11 protein-coding genes are annotated in these 13,501 nt (G+C 72.8%); 4 read left to right on the plus strand and 7 right to left on the minus strand.

Annotation, left to right across the window (positions count from 1 at the left end):
* Positions 1-14: 14 nt before the first annotated feature.
* From recX to AOQ53_RS37255, 4 genes are all read right to left on the minus strand, one after another.
* A complete protein-coding gene (gene recX / locus AOQ53_RS37240; RefSeq protein ID WP_059424235.1) occupies positions 15-854 on the minus strand; it encodes a recombination regulator RecX in 840 nt (279 codons plus the stop codon).
* Positions 855-857: 3 nt separating this feature from the next.
* A complete protein-coding gene (gene recA, locus AOQ53_RS37245) occupies positions 858-1,982 on the minus strand; it encodes a recombinase RecA (protein WP_059424236.1) in 1,125 nt (374 codons plus the stop codon).
* 231 nt (positions 1,983-2,213) lie between these two features.
* Positions 2,214-3,497, minus strand: a complete 1,284-nt coding sequence (locus AOQ53_RS37250) for an AI-2E family transporter (RefSeq protein ID WP_078945688.1) — start codon at positions 3,495-3,497, stop codon at positions 2,214-2,216.
* Between the two features lie 84 nt (positions 3,498-3,581).
* Complete coding sequence (locus tag AOQ53_RS37255; RefSeq protein ID WP_059424237.1) at positions 3,582-3,776, minus strand: DUF3046 domain-containing protein; 195 nt, start codon at positions 3,774-3,776, stop codon at positions 3,582-3,584.
* Positions 3,777-3,856: 80 nt separating this feature from the next.
* Between AOQ53_RS37255 and AOQ53_RS37260 the strand changes: the two genes are divergently transcribed.
* A complete protein-coding gene (locus AOQ53_RS37260) occupies positions 3,857-4,801 on the plus strand; it encodes a prenyltransferase/squalene oxidase repeat-containing protein (protein ID WP_059424238.1) in 945 nt (314 codons plus the stop codon).
* Here AOQ53_RS37260 and AOQ53_RS37265 read toward each other — a convergent pair whose 3' ends face one another.
* From AOQ53_RS37265 to AOQ53_RS37275, 3 genes are read right to left on the minus strand one after another with little or no spacing between them, the layout of a single operon-like run.
* On the minus strand, positions 4,802-5,113 hold the full coding sequence (locus tag AOQ53_RS37265) for an AzlD domain-containing protein (RefSeq protein WP_059424240.1): 312 nt from the start codon (positions 5,111-5,113) through the stop codon (positions 4,802-4,804).
* Complete coding sequence (locus tag AOQ53_RS37270; RefSeq protein ID WP_059424248.1) at positions 5,110-5,832, minus strand: AzlC family ABC transporter permease; 723 nt, start codon at positions 5,830-5,832, stop codon at positions 5,110-5,112. The genes AOQ53_RS37265 and AOQ53_RS37270 overlap by 4 nt, the downstream gene beginning before the upstream one ends.
* A 23-nt stretch (positions 5,833-5,855) precedes the next feature.
* A complete protein-coding gene (locus AOQ53_RS37275; RefSeq protein WP_059424241.1) occupies positions 5,856-6,686 on the minus strand; it encodes an AraC family transcriptional regulator in 831 nt (276 codons plus the stop codon).
* A 132-nt stretch (positions 6,687-6,818) separates the two neighbouring features.
* Between AOQ53_RS37275 and AOQ53_RS37280 the strand changes: the two genes are divergently transcribed.
* From AOQ53_RS37280 to AOQ53_RS37290, 3 genes are read left to right on the plus strand one after another with little or no spacing between them, the layout of a single operon-like run.
* Positions 6,819-11,744, plus strand: a complete 4,926-nt coding sequence (locus AOQ53_RS37280) for an ATP-dependent helicase (protein ID WP_059424242.1) — start codon at positions 6,819-6,821, stop codon at positions 11,742-11,744.
* Positions 11,745-11,773: 29 nt separating this feature from the next.
* The gene (locus tag AOQ53_RS37285; RefSeq protein WP_059424243.1) at positions 11,774-12,601 is read left to right on the plus strand and encodes an Fpg/Nei family DNA glycosylase; all 828 of its coding nucleotides are present in this window, start codon (positions 11,774-11,776) and stop codon (positions 12,599-12,601) included.
* A gap of 32 nt (positions 12,602-12,633) precedes the next feature.
* On the plus strand, positions 12,634-13,398 hold the full coding sequence (locus AOQ53_RS37290) for an SDR family NAD(P)-dependent oxidoreductase (protein WP_059424245.1): 765 nt from the start codon (positions 12,634-12,636) through the stop codon (positions 13,396-13,398).
* Positions 13,399-13,501 lie beyond the last annotated feature (103 nt).

Consider the following 13,501-nt stretch of genomic DNA (forward strand, 5'->3'; position numbering starts at 1 on the left):
GGTCCCGCCTCGCCTCAGACTCCTTCGTCCCCGAGGAACTCCGTGTCCTCGCCCTCCTCCTCCAGCGCCTGCCGGACCACGCGCAGGGCCATGCCCTCGGAGTAGCCCTTGCGGGCGAGCATGCCCGCGAGGCGGCGGAGTCGCTTGTCCCGGTCGAGCCCACGGGTGGAGCGGAGTTTCCGCGTGACGAGTTCCCGCGCGGTCGCTTCCTCCTGCTCGGAGTCGAGCTGGGAGACGGCCTCGTCGATCAGCGTGGAGTCGACGCCCTTGGTCCGCAGCTCTCGGGCGAGCGCACGCCGCGCCAGCCCTCGGCCGTGGTGCCGGGACTCCACCCAGGCCTCCGCGAAGGCGCTGTCGTTGATGAGGCCGACTTCTTCGAACCGCGACAGCACTTCCTCGGCGGCGTCGTCCGGGATCTGCCGCTTGCGCAGGGCGACGGCGAGTTGCTTGCGGGTCCGCGGGGTCCCGGTGAGCAGGCGCAGGCAGATCGCCCGAGCCTGCTCGACCGGGTCCCCCGGAGGCTCCCCGTGCTCGGCCCTCGACGAGGAGAGGGAACCTCCGTCCTCGGCAACCGCCGCGCCGAAGCCGCGCCGGCGGCGCCCGCGTCCACGCCCGTCAGGCGACCCGCCGCCACGCGAGCCGTCCCTGGACGAGCTGTCTCCGCGTGAGCCTCTGCCAGCCGAGCCGCTGCCCGGGGAGGCGCCCCCGTACGGCCCGTCGTCTCCGTACAGCAGATCGTCCTCGTGCGCGTCCGCCCCGTCCACGGCCGAGCCCGTCTCCCCTCCGGTGCCCCTCCCCCGTGGGGCGCCGGAGGCGGCGTACTCGTACTCCGCCCAGTCGGTTCGTCGTGTCACGGGTCAGCTCTTGGCTGCGGCGGCCTTGGACTTGGCGGCCTTGGCCGGTGCCGGGGCGGGGACCGCCGCAGCCTCGGCCGGTGCCGGGGAGACCGCCGCGTCCGTGCCCGGCTCGGCGACCGGCTCCTCGGGACGCACGCCGACGCCCAGCTTCTCCTTGATCTTCTTCTCGATCTCGTTGGCCAGGTCGGGGTTGTCCTTCAGGAAGTTGCGCGCGTTCTCCTTGCCCTGGCCGAGCTGGTCGCCCTCGTACGTGTACCAGGCGCCAGCCTTGCGGACGAAGCCGTGCTCCACACCCATGTCGATCAGGCCGCCCTCGCGGCTGATGCCATGGCCGTAGAGGATGTCGAACTCGGCCTGCTTGAAGGGCGGCGCGACCTTGTTCTTGACGACCTTGCAGCGGGTGCGGTTGCCGACCGCGTCCGTGCCGTCCTTCAGGGTCTCGATGCGGCGGATGTCAATGCGCACCGAGGCGTAGAACTTCAGCGCCCGGCCACCGGTCGTGGTCTCCGGGGAGCCGAACATGACGCCGATCTTCTCGCGGAGCTGGTTGATGAAGATAGCGGTGGTCTTGGACTGGTTGAGCGCGCTGGTGATCTTTCGCAGGGCCTGGCTCATCAGGCGGGCCTGAAGACCCACGTGGCTGTCGCCCATCTCGCCCTCGATCTCCGCGCGCGGGACGAGCGCCGCGACGGAGTCGATGACGATGAGGTCGAGGGCTCCGGAACGGACCAGCATGTCCACGATCTCCAGGGCCTGCTCGCCGTTGTCCGGCTGGGACAGGATGAGGTTGTCGATGTCGACGCCGAGCTTCTTCGCGTACTCGGGGTCGAGTGCGTGCTCCGCGTCGACGAAGGCGACCTGACCGCCGGCCTTCTGCGCGTTCGCCACCGCGTGGAGGGTGAGGGTGGTCTTACCGGAGGACTCCGGTCCGTAGATCTCCACGACACGGCCGCGGGGCAGGCCGCCTACGCCGAGGGCCACGTCGAGGGCGGTGGATCCGGTCGGGATGACCTCGATGGGCTCCTTGGTCCGGTCGCCCATGCGCATGACCGCGCCCTTGCCGAATTGCCGTTCAATCTGTGCGAGAGCGGCATCCAGAGCCTTCTCGCGGTCGGTTCCTGCCATGGGTTCCACCCGATTTGCTTGAGTCGATCGCTTCACGTCAAAGACGCTAACGCCTGCCACTGACAATGCGCCTCGACGCACGTCCGGCCTGTGGATAACTCGGGCACTTCTCCACCCAAACTACGTCGAAACGCCCGTCGTTGAGCTGCACCGAAGACTCCATAAGAATGGATGTTCGATTTTCGTGTCAAGCGCACCACGCGGCACCTCCGTGCCGCAGGGCGCAGCGGCTCAGGCCGGGCTCTTCCCGGAGCCCCCGCCCTCGGAGCCCCCGCCGTCGGGCCGCACCGTCCCTGTCCGCCCCGCCCACAGCTGCCTCGCGCGCGTGACGAGGCTCGGCCCCTCCCCGCGTCGGCGATGGCCGTGGACCCGGGGGTCGTCCGTGACGTCGTACCGCTTCACGTACGCCCCCAGGAAGGCCTGGAGCGTGGCGATGGCGGGGATGGCGATCAGCGCGCCGACGGCACCCAGGAGCGCGGTGCCCGCAATGACCGAGCCGAAGGCGACCGCAGGGTGGATGTCGACGGTCTTGGCCGTCAGCTTCGGCTGGAGCACGTAGTTCTCGAACTGCTGGTAGATCACCACGAAGATCAGCACCCACAGCGCGTACCAGGGGTTGACCGTGAACGCGATCAGCATGGGCAGCGCGCCGGCGAGATATGTGCCGATGGTGGGGATGAACTGCGACACCAGGCCCACCCACACGGCGAGCACGGGCGCGTAGGGCACGTCCAGACCCTGCAACAGGACGAAGTGGGCTATGCCGGAGATCAGTGCCATCAGACCGCGCGAGTAGATGTAGCCGCCGGTCTTGATCACGGCGATCTCCCACGCGCGCAGCACCTCGGCCTGCCGTGCGGGCGGCAGGAGGGAGCAGATCGTGCGGCGCAGTCGCGGGCCGTCCGCGGCGAAGTAGAACGCGAACAGCGCGATCGTCAGCAGCTGGAAGAGACCCCCGATGACCTGGGCGGACACGTCCAGGACGCCCGTGGCGCTGTTCTGCACGTAGTTGCGCAGCCAGTCGGAGCGGAGCAGGCCCTCCTGGATGTCCACGCGCTTCAGGTCGGTCTTGAAGTGCGTGTTGATCCAGTTGATGACGGAGTCGAGGTAGTCCGGGAAGCCCTCGATCATCTTGATGATCTGGTCCGCCAGGATGGAGCCGAGCAGCGTGACGAAGCCCGCAGCCACGACGATCACGCCGATGAAGACGACGAACGTGGCCAGTCCTCTGCGCATGCCGCGCGAGGCCATCCAGCTCACCGCCGGTTCAATGGCGAGCGCCAGGAAGAACGCGATGAGGATGTTGATCAGCAGGCCGGTGAGCTGGTGGAAGGCCCAGCTGCCCAGCTGGAACACGGCGACGAGGGCGAGAGCGAGCACCAGGGCACGCGGCAGCCAGCGCGGCATACGGCCGTTCGGCCCGGCGGCCCCGCCGACGGGGGGCGGGGCGGGCGGTGTCGTACCGAACGGGGAGGACTGCTGGGCTTCCTGCCCGGTCTCGTCAGTGCGTGCCACGCACCAAGTCTCGCCCACACCACCGACAGCCGTCTGCCCGCCTGCGATCTTCGTGGGCCGCCGGTCAGCGGTCTCCACGACGGGTCAACGCTTCTCCCCCGGCACGTCCATCACCGTGCACACCACCTGCCAGACCTCCTTGGCGTCCCAGCCGGCGTCGAGGGCCTCGTGCACGGTGCGCCCGCCGAGATCCGACATCACATGGTCGCGTGCGAAGGTGTCGGCGTAGCCCGGACCGAAGTGCTCCGCCATCCGCTGCCAGAAGACCGTCAACCGCATGACTCAAGTATCCCGCCCCTGGGGGTGGCCCTGAGCCGGGACCGCCTGCCGGCACCGTTTTCCGCCCTACGGTCTGACCCATGGCCGAAACAGGAGCTCCCTCACTCCCCCAGTCGCCTCCGCCGCACATCCCCGTGGCGCGCGCGGAACGCTTCGTCTGGCTCACCGCGCGCGTGCTCGAGCAGCGCCTCTTCGCCCACCACTTCCGGGGCGGCGCCGCCGACCCGGTGGAGACCGCCCTGGACGCCTACCGCAACGAGGACGGCGGGTACGGCCACGCGCTGGAGCCCGATCTGCGCGGCCCGGTCAGCCAGCCGCTGCACACCGCCCACGCCCTGCACGTCCTGGACGCCGTGGGACGCTGCGCCGGACAGCGTGTGGAACGCATCTGCCGCTACCTGACGTCCGTATCCACGGCGGACGGTGCCCTCCCGGCGATCCACCCGAGTCAGCGCGGCTACCCGACGGCCCCCTTCGTGCCGGTCGTGGACGACCCGCCCAGCGCTCTCCTGGCCACCGGACCGGTGGTGGGGCTGCTGCATCGCAACGAGGTGTGGCACGCCTGGCTGTTCCGGGCCACGGACTTCTGCTGGCAGGCGGTCGAGTCCCTGGAGGAGTCCCACCCGTACGAGATCGAGGCCGCCGTGGCCTTCCTCGACTCCGCCCCCGACCGCCCGCGCGCGGAGGCTGCCGCCGACCGCCTGGGCCGCCTGGTACGCGCACACCGCCTCGCGGCCCTGGATCCCGACGACCTGGACGCGTATCCGGTCTCCCCCGGCTACGCCCCGGGCGAGCACCACTTCCCGTACGACTACGCGAGGACACCGCAGTCGCTCGCGCGCGCGTGGTTCACGGACGACGAGATGGCGCGCTCCCTGGACCACCTCGCGGCCCAGCAGCAGGAGGACGGCGGCTGGCCCGTCCGGTGGCGCCACTGGGCCCCGGCTCCCGTCCTGGAGTCACGCCCCTTGGTGACGGTCGAGGCCCTGCGCACGCTCCGGTCCCACGGTCGCCCCGTCGGCTGATCACCCCACACCCATGGCCCGCACGCCCGCGGTCACCAGCACGGCCGCCGCGACGACGAGCAGGAACGGGGCGCGCAGCACCAGCGCCACGGCCGCGGCTCCGAGCCCGGCGGCCCGCGCGTCCAGGACCAGCACCTGGCCGTCGGCGAAGGTCTGCTCGGCCGTGAGGGCCGCCAGCAGAGCCACGGGCAGCAACGCGGCAAGGCGCTTCACCATGGGCCGCTCAAGAGCCCCGGCGGGCACCAGCAGCCCGGCCAGCTTGACGGCGTAGCACCCGAGGACGGTCACACCGATCGCGATCCAGACGTTCACCCCTCGTCCCCCCGCCTCTTGCGCCGGCCGTCCGCCCAGAGCACGACCGGCGCCGCCAGCGCGGCCATCAGCACCGGCACACCGGCAGGCAGCACGGGCAGCAGCCCGAGCAGCAGCAGCACGGCGAGCCCGGCGACGGCCCGCTCGGTGCCGGTCTTCAGCATCGGCGCGAGCAGCGCCAGAAACACCGCGGGCCCCGCGGCGTCCAGCCCCCACGCGTCGGTGTCCCCGAGGGCCCCGGCGCCCAGGGCACCGAGCAGCGTGGTGAGGTTCCACAGCACGTACAGGCTCAGCCCGGTCACGACGAACCCGATTCGCGCCGCGCGCCGTGTGGGCTGTGCCAGCGCGACGGCGGTCGTCTCGTCGATCACCCACTGGGCGGCGAACGGCCGCACCGCGCGCGGGAGGGCCAGCAACTGCGACAGTCGCAAACCGTAGAAGGCGTTCCGCACGCCCAGGAAGAAGGCCCCGGCCGCCGCCGTGAACGGGCCGCCACCGGCCGCGAGGGCGCCCACCAGGGCGAACTGGGACGCCCCGGTGAACACCAGCAGACTGAGCGCGCACGTCTGCATCAGTGTCATTCCGCTGCCGGCCGACGTCACCCCGAAGGCGAACCCGGAGAGCCCGACGGCCACCCCGACGCCCAGGGCGTCCCGCACGACGGCACGGTCCGCCTTCCCACCGGTCTCTGTGTCTCTGAGAACTGTCCGGTCTGCCACGCCCCGCACGCTACGAGGGACGGCTACCGCACGTCTTGTACGTTCTTGCGCTCGCTCTGGTACGCCCCCGGCGGCACGCCGACCATCCGGCTGAAGTGCCGGTTGAGATGCGGCTGATCGGTGAACCCCACGGTCACGGCGACCTCCGAGGGCGCCGTCCCCAGGTCCAGCAGCCGCCGCGCCCGCCGTACCCGCGCATCGGTGAGCCACGCGTGCGGCGGCATCCCGTAGGCGTCCCGGAAGGCCCGCAACAACGCGAACGGGCTGGTCCCGAGCTCGGCCGCCAACCGCTCCAGGCTCGGCGGCCGCGCCATCCGCTCCTCCAGCACGGCACGCGCGCGTGCGGCGATCCGTGCCCCCGCCGTCCGCACCTGCCGCCGCGGCATGGGCCCACCGTTCAGCCTCAGCAACCTTGTCACGGCGACCCGCAGCAGTGTGTCCGCGGCCAGCGGGTTGCCCTCGTCGGCGGCCCGCAGCACCTGATGCACCAGCCCCACGGCATACGGGTCATCCACCACCGGGCTGACGAACCCGGGTGTCCCCCGCAGCGTCGTGGTCTCGGCCGCGATCTCCGCCACCACATCGACGGGCGGATACACGGCCCCGTACCGCCACCCCTCGGGCACACCGGCCCGCCCGGTGTGCGGAGTATCCGGATTCACCAGCGCGAGCGCCCCGGCCCCCGCGTACTGGTCACCCCCACCGTGGTGGAACACCTCCACCCCGTCGGCGATGGCAGCGATCACGAAGTTCTCGTGCGTGTGCCGCACGAAGTTCTTCCGCACATACCGGGCCCGCAGCAGATCCACCCCGGGCAGCTCGTCGTACTGCCAATGCCGCGCGCGCTCGTTCATACGACCATTGTCCGCGGCCCCGAACGCACGGTGGCAAGCCTCACGCAGCCGCACCCTCCCCCGGCGGTCAGGCGCGCCCCGGCCCGACCGCCGGAGGCACCCGTTGTCAGTGGCGAGGTGCACGATGGACGCATGGCCAGCAACGCACACCGAGCCCTGGAGACCTTCTCCCCCGCGACCCGCGCCTGGTTCTCGGGCGCCTTCTCCGCGCCCACCACCGCCCAGGCCGGCGCGTGGCAGGCCATCCACCAGGGTTCGGACGTGCTGGTCGTCGCTCCCACCGGCTCCGGCAAGACCCTGGCCGCCTTCCTAGCCGCCCTGGACCAACTGGCCTCGACCCCTCCCCCCGCCGACCCCAAAAAGCGCTGCCGGGTCCTGTACATCTCCCCCCTGAAGGCCCTGGCCGTGGACGTCGAGCGCAACCTCCGCAGCCCCCTGACCGGCATCCGCCAGGAGTCCGTACGCATGGGCCTGCCCGAGCCCGAGGTCAAGGTGGGCATCCGCTCGGGCGACACCCCCGCCGCCGAGCGCCGCGCCCTGTCCACCCGCCCGCCGGACATCCTGATCACCACCCCCGAATCACTGTTCCTGATGCTGACCTCGGCCACGCGCGACGCGCTGACCGGTGTGGATACGGTGATCCTCGACGAGGTGCACGCGGTCGCGGGCACCAAGCGCGGCGCCCACCTCGCGCTCTCCCTGGAGCGGCTGGACGACCTCCTTCCGAAGCCCGCCCGCCGCATCGGCCTCTCCGCGACGGTCCGCCCGGTCGACGAGGTGGCCCGTTTCCTCTCGCCCCGCCGCAAGGTGGAGATCGTCCAGCCGGAGTCGGGCAAGGAGTTCGACCTCTCCGTGGTCGTGCCGGTCGAGGACCTGGGCGAGCTGGGCGGCTCCCCGGTGGCGGACGGCTCGGAGGGCGCCGAGCGCCCGTCGATCTGGCCGCATGTGGAGGAGCGGATCGCCGACCTCGTCCAGTCCCACCGCTCCACGATCGTCTTCGCGAACTCCCGCCGCCTCGCGGAGCGCCTGTGCAACCGCCTGAACGAGATCGCGTACGAGCGAGCCACGGGCGAGACCCTCGACGAGCACCACTCCCCCGCCGAGCTCATGGGCGGCTCGGGAGCCGCCCAGGGCGCGCCCCAGGTCATCGCCCGAGCCCACCACGGCTCGGTGTCCAAGGAGCAGCGTGCCCTGGTCGAGGAGGACCTCAAGGCGGGCCGCCTCCCCGCGGTCGTGGCCACGTCCAGTCTCGAACTGGGCATCGACATGGGCGCGGTCGACCTGGTGGTCCAGGTCGAATCGCCCCCCTCGGTGGCCTCCGGCCTGCAACGCGTCGGCCGGGCCGGCCACCAGGTGGGCGCGGTCTCCACCGGCGTGGTCTTCCCGAAGTACCGCGGCGACCTGGTCCAGGCGGCGGTGGTCACCGAGCGCATGCGGACCGGCGCCATCGAGTCCCTCAGGGTCCCCGCCAACCCGCTGGACGTCCTGGCCCAGCAGATCGTCGCGATGACGGCCATGGACACCTGGCAGTTCGACGACCTCCTCGCCGCCGTCCGACGGGCCGCCCCCTTCGCCTCGCTCCCCGAGTCCGCCTTCACGGCGGTCCTCGACATGCTGGCCGGCCGCTACCCGTCCGACGCCTTCGCCGAGCTGCGCCCGCGCGTGGTGTGGGACCGCGTCACCGGCGAGATCACGGGCCGCCCCGGCGCACAGCGCCTCGCCGTCACCTCCGGGGGCACGATCCCCGACCGCGGTCTCTTCGGCGTCTTCCTCGCGGGCGCCGATCCCAAGAAGGGCGGCGGCCGGGTCGGCGAGCTCGACGAGGAGATGGTCTACGAGTCCCGCGTCGGCGACGTCTTCACGCTCGGCACGAGTTCCTGGCGCATCGAGGACATCACCCGCGACCGCGTCCTGGTCTCCCCGGCCCCGGGCGTACCGGGCCGGCTGCCCTTCTGGAAGGGCGACCAGCTGGGCCGCCCGCTGGAACTGGGCCGGGCGGTGGGCGCGTTCCTGCGCGAGGTCGGCTCGCTGTCCAAGGACGACGCCCGGCTCCGTCTCCTCGCCGCCGGCCTGGACGCCTGGGCGGCGGACAACGTGCTCTCGTACCTGGACGAGCAGCGCGAGGCGTGCGGGCACGTCCCGGACGACCGGACGATCGTCGTGGAGCGCTTCCGTGACGAGCTCGGCGACTGGCGCGTGGTCGTGCACTCCCCCTTCGGCGCCCAGGTGCACGCCCCCTGGGCCCTCGCGCTCGGCGCGAAGCTCTCCGAGCGGTACGGCATGGACGCGCAGGTCATGCACGCCGACGACGGCATCGTGCTGCGCCTGCCGGACGCCGACCTGATGGGCCTGGACCTGCTCGACCAGGAGCCGGTCAAGATGGGCCGGGAGTACGACGCCGAGCAGGCACCGGTCGGCGCGGCGGACGTGGTCTTCGACAAGGGCGAGGTCGACCAGGTCGTCACCGACCAGGTGGGCAGCTCGGCCCTGTTCGCGGCCCGGTTCCGCGAGTGCGCCGCCCGCGCCCTGCTGCTGCCGCGCCGCAACCCGGGCAAGCGCACGCCGCTGTGGCAGCAGCGCCAGCGCGCCTCCCAGCTGCTCCAGGTGGCGAGCGAGTTCGGCTCGTTCCCGATCGTCCTGGAGGCGGTCCGCGAGTGCCTCCAGGACGTCTTCGACGTTCCCGGTCTCGTCGAGCTGATGGGCGACCTGGAGTCCCGGAAGGTGCGCCTCGTCGAGGTCACCACTCCCGAGCCGTCCCCCTTCGCGCGCTCGCTCCTCTTCGGCTACGTCGCCCAGTTCCTGTACGAGGGTGACTCACCGCTCGCCGAGCGCCGCGCCGCGGCCCTGTCGCTGGACTCACGGCTGCTGGCCGAGCTGCTGGGCCAGGCGGAGCTGCGTGAGCTGCTCGACGCGGAGGTGCTGACGGAGCTGGAGCGGGAGCTTCAGTGGCTGACCGAGGACCGCCGCGTCAAGGACGCCGAAGGTGTCGCGGACATCCTCCGCCTCCTCGGCCCGCTCACGGACGCGGAACTGGCCGAGCGGGGCGCCGAACCGCAATGGGCTCAGGAACTGGCCGGCGCCCGCCGCGCCATCCGGGTCCGGATCGCGGGCAGGGAGCACTGGGCGGCGATCGAGGACGCGGGCCGGCTGCGCGACGCACTGGGCACCGCCCTGCCGGTCGGCGTCCCGGAAGCCTTCACGGAGCCCGTCAAGGACCCGCTCGGCGACCTCCTCGCGCGCTTCGCCCGCACCCACGGCCCGTTCACCTCGACCACGGCGGCGGCCCGCTTCGGCCTGGGCGTGGCCGTCACCGAGGGCGCCCTCCAGCGGCTGGCCGCGGCGGGCCGGATCGTCCAGGGCGAGTTCCACCCGGCCGGGATCGGCCAGGAGTGGTGCGACGCGGCCGTGCTGCGCCGCCTGCGCCGCCGCTCCCTGGCCGCCCTGCGCCATGAGCTGGAGCCGGTGCCGCCGGCCGCGCTCGCGCAGTTCCTTCCCCAGTGGCAGCACATCGGCAAGGGGCACTCCCTGCGCGGCATCGACGGCCTGGTGCGCGCCATCGAACAGGTGCAGGGCGCGTCCGTGCCCGCCTCCGCCCTGGAGAAGCTGGTCCTGCCCTCCCGGGTCGTGAACTACAACCCGGCCATGCTGGACGAGCTCACCGCCGCCGGAGAGGTGCTCTGGGCCGGGGCGGGCTCCCTCCCCGGCAAGGACGGCTGGGTCTCGCTCTACCTGGCGGACGCCGCCCCCCTGCTCCTGCCGCCCCCGCACCCCCTGGAGCTGACCGCCCTCCACCAGTCCGTCCTGGACACCCTCTCCGGCGGCTACGGCCTGTTCTTCCGCCAGATCGCCGACCAGGTCCGCGCCACCACCCACCCCGAGGCCACCGATCCCCAACTGGCGGACATCCTCTGGGACCTGGCCTGGTCCGGACGCCTGACCAACGACACGCTCGCTCCCATGCGCTCCCTGCTCGGCTCGGGCCGCACCGCCGGCTCCACGGCCCACCGCGCCAAACGCACGGTCCCGCGCGGCCGCTACGGCTCCCTGACGGCCGCGGCCCGCCCCGCCGCCTCCCGCTCCGGCCCACCGACGGTCGCAGGCCGCTGGTCCCTGCTCCCGGCCCACGAGCCGGACCCCACGGTGCGGGCCCACGCCCTCGCCCGCACCCTCCTCGACCGGCACGGCGTGGTGACCAGGGGCGCGGTCTCGGCGGAAGGCGTCGAGGGCGGGTTCTCGGCGACGTACCGCGTCCTGTCCGCCTTCGAGGACAGCGGCCAGGCCCGCCGCGGCTACGTCGTGGAGGGCCTCGGCGCCGCACAGTTCGCGATGGACGGTGCCGTGGACCGCCTGCGCGCGGTGTCCAACGCCCGCGACCGCGGCGAGGACCTGCCCGGCCTCCCTCCGGGCCCCGATCTCGATCCGTTCCCCGCCCATGACTTCGCCGGGCAGGACGACTCGCTCCCTTCCAGCGCCCACCCCGACGACCCCGGCCCCGACGGATTCCCCGGCCTCGGCCCCCCCTACGTCACCCCGGCCCCCCAGCCGTCCCGGGACGAGTACGTCTCCCCCCGGGACTACGCCCCACAGGGCACCCCGCCCTGGCAGAACGGCGGAGGCGCGCCGTACGGTGCCGGGTTCCCGGGCCGCCACACCCGCCCGAACCCGGCCTCCCGGGCCGTCGTCCTCGCCGCCGCCGATCCTGCGAACGCGTACGGTGCCGCCCTGGCCTGGCCCGAACCCCCGGCCGGCGCCGGGCACAAGCCGGGCCGCAAGGCGGGCTCCCTGGTGGTCCTCGTCGACGGTGAGCTGACGCTCTACATGGAGCGCGGCGGCAAGACCCTGCTGGCCTGGACCACCGCCCCGGACGGCGACCCCACCGAGGACCCCCGCCTCCACACCGCCGCCGAGGCACTCGCCGCAGCCGCCCGAGCGGGCTCCCTGGGCACGGTCACGGTGGAGCGCGTCAACGGCGCCCAGGCCCTGACCTCCCCCATCGGCACCCTCCTGGAAGGAACGGGCTTCATCGCGACCCCCCGGGGCCTCCGCCTGCGCGCCTGATCGTCCCGCGCCCGTGCCACCCTTGACCCATGCCCGAAGGTGACACCGTCTGGCAGACCGCGAGGCGACTGCACGGAGCCCTCGCGGGCAAGGTGCTGACCCGCAGCGACCTCCGGGTGCCCCGGCTCGCCACGGCCGACCTCACGGGCCGCACGGTCCTGGACGTCACCCCGCGTGGCAAGCACCTCCTGACCCGCGTCGAGGGCGGCCTGACCCTGCACTCCCACCTGCGGATGGACGGCTCCTGGAAGGTGTACGAGAACGGTCGGCGCTGGAGCGGCGGCCCCGGCCACCAGATCCGCGCGATCCTCGGCAACACCGACCGCACGGCCGTCGGCTACCGCCTCCCCGTCCTGGAACTCCTGCGCACCGCCGACGAGCACCGCGCGGTCGGCCACCTCGGCCCCGACCTCCTGGGCCCGGACTGGGACCCGGACCGGGCCCTCGCCAATCTCCTCCAGGACCCCGCCCGCCCCCTCGGCGAGGCCCTGCTCGACCAGCGCAACCTCGCCGGTATCGGCAATGTCTACAAGAGCGAGCTCTGCTTCCTGCTCGGCGTCACCCCCTGGCTCCCCGTCGGCGACCTGCCCGCCGAGCGCGCCGCCAAGCTGCCCGCGCTCGCCAAGAAGCTGCTGGAGACCAACCGCGACCGCCCGATCCGCGCTACGACTGGCCGCCGCGGGCAGGACCTCTTCGTGTACGGCCGGGCTCCCCGCCCCTGCCTGCGCTGCCACACCTCCGTCCGCGTCGCCGACCAGGGTGACGGCTCCCGCGACCGCCCCACGTACTGGTGCCCCACCTGCCAGCCGGGCCCCGCCCCGCCCACTCCCCCACCCCGGCGAAGCCGCACCAATTGACGGACCGTCAGAAACGCTCGTACGGTCCCTGCATGCCCGTCACGGCGTACGACCTCACCGGCCGCACCGCGTTCGTCACCGGAGCCGCGAGCGGCATCGGCCGCGCCTCGGCGCTCCTGCTCGGGGAGGCGGGCGCCACCGTGCACTGCGCGGACCGTGACACCGAGGGCCTGCACGAGACGGCGACCCTGATCAAGGACAGCGGCGGCACCGCCCGCACCCACGACCTCGACGTCACCGACCGCACCCGGCTGAGGCAGGCCATCACCTCCTGCGAGCGCCTGGACGTCCTGGCCGCGATCGCCGGCATCATGCACAGCAGCCCGGTCCTGGAGACCCGGGACGAGGACCTCGACCGGGTGCTCGACGTCAACTTCAAGGGCGTGCTGTACGCCTGCCAGGAGGCGGCCCGCCTGATGATCGCCCGGGGCACCGGCGGCAGCATCGTCACCATGGCCTCGGGTGCCGTCGACACCGGCGCCCCCGGCCTGCTCTGCTACGGCGCGGCCAAGGCGGCGGTGTTCCAGCTGACCAAGACCCTCGCGACCGAGGTCGGCCGGCACGGCATCCGTGTCAACGCGGTCGCACCGGGCTGGACCCGTACCCCCATGACCGACCGCCACGACAGCGAGGCCCAGGCGCACGCCGAGGCCGTCATGGCCCGCATGTCACCCCTGGGCAGAGTCGGCGCCCCCGAGGACATCGCCCACGCGGTCCTCCACCTGTCATCCGACGCCTCGGCCTTCACGACGGGCCAGATCATCCGCCCGAACGGCGGTGTCGCGATGCCCTGGTAACGCACACCCGCCCACCCAGGTCACGACCCCCACGCCCCCGACGTCATCCCCGCCGCGACACAACACCCCGACCCCCCGCCCCCAGCGCCCTCCGCCACCGCCC

Source organism: Streptomyces azureus (assembly GCF_001270025.1).
GTDB lineage: Bacteria > Actinomycetota > Actinomycetes > Streptomycetales > Streptomycetaceae > Streptomyces > Streptomyces azureus.

Coding starts and splice junctions, on each gene's coding strand:
- recA (WP_059424236.1), bottom strand. CDS start 1,982: ATGGCAGGAACCGACCGCGAGAAGGCTCTGGATGCCGCTCTCGCACAG.
- AOQ53_RS37255 (WP_059424237.1), bottom strand. CDS start 3,776: ATGCGGTTGACGGTCTTCTGGCAGCGGATGGCGGAGCACTTCGGTCCG.
- AOQ53_RS37260 (WP_059424238.1), top strand. CDS start 3,857: ATGGCCGAAACAGGAGCTCCCTCACTCCCCCAGTCGCCTCCGCCGCAC.
- AOQ53_RS37275 (WP_059424241.1), bottom strand. CDS start 6,686: ATGAACGAGCGCGCGCGGCATTGGCAGTACGACGAGCTGCCCGGGGTG.
- AOQ53_RS37280 (WP_059424242.1), top strand. CDS start 6,819: ATGGCCAGCAACGCACACCGAGCCCTGGAGACCTTCTCCCCCGCGACC.
- AOQ53_RS37285 (WP_059424243.1), top strand. CDS start 11,774: ATGCCCGAAGGTGACACCGTCTGGCAGACCGCGAGGCGACTGCACGGA.
- AOQ53_RS37290 (WP_059424245.1), top strand. CDS start 12,634: ATGCCCGTCACGGCGTACGACCTCACCGGCCGCACCGCGTTCGTCACC.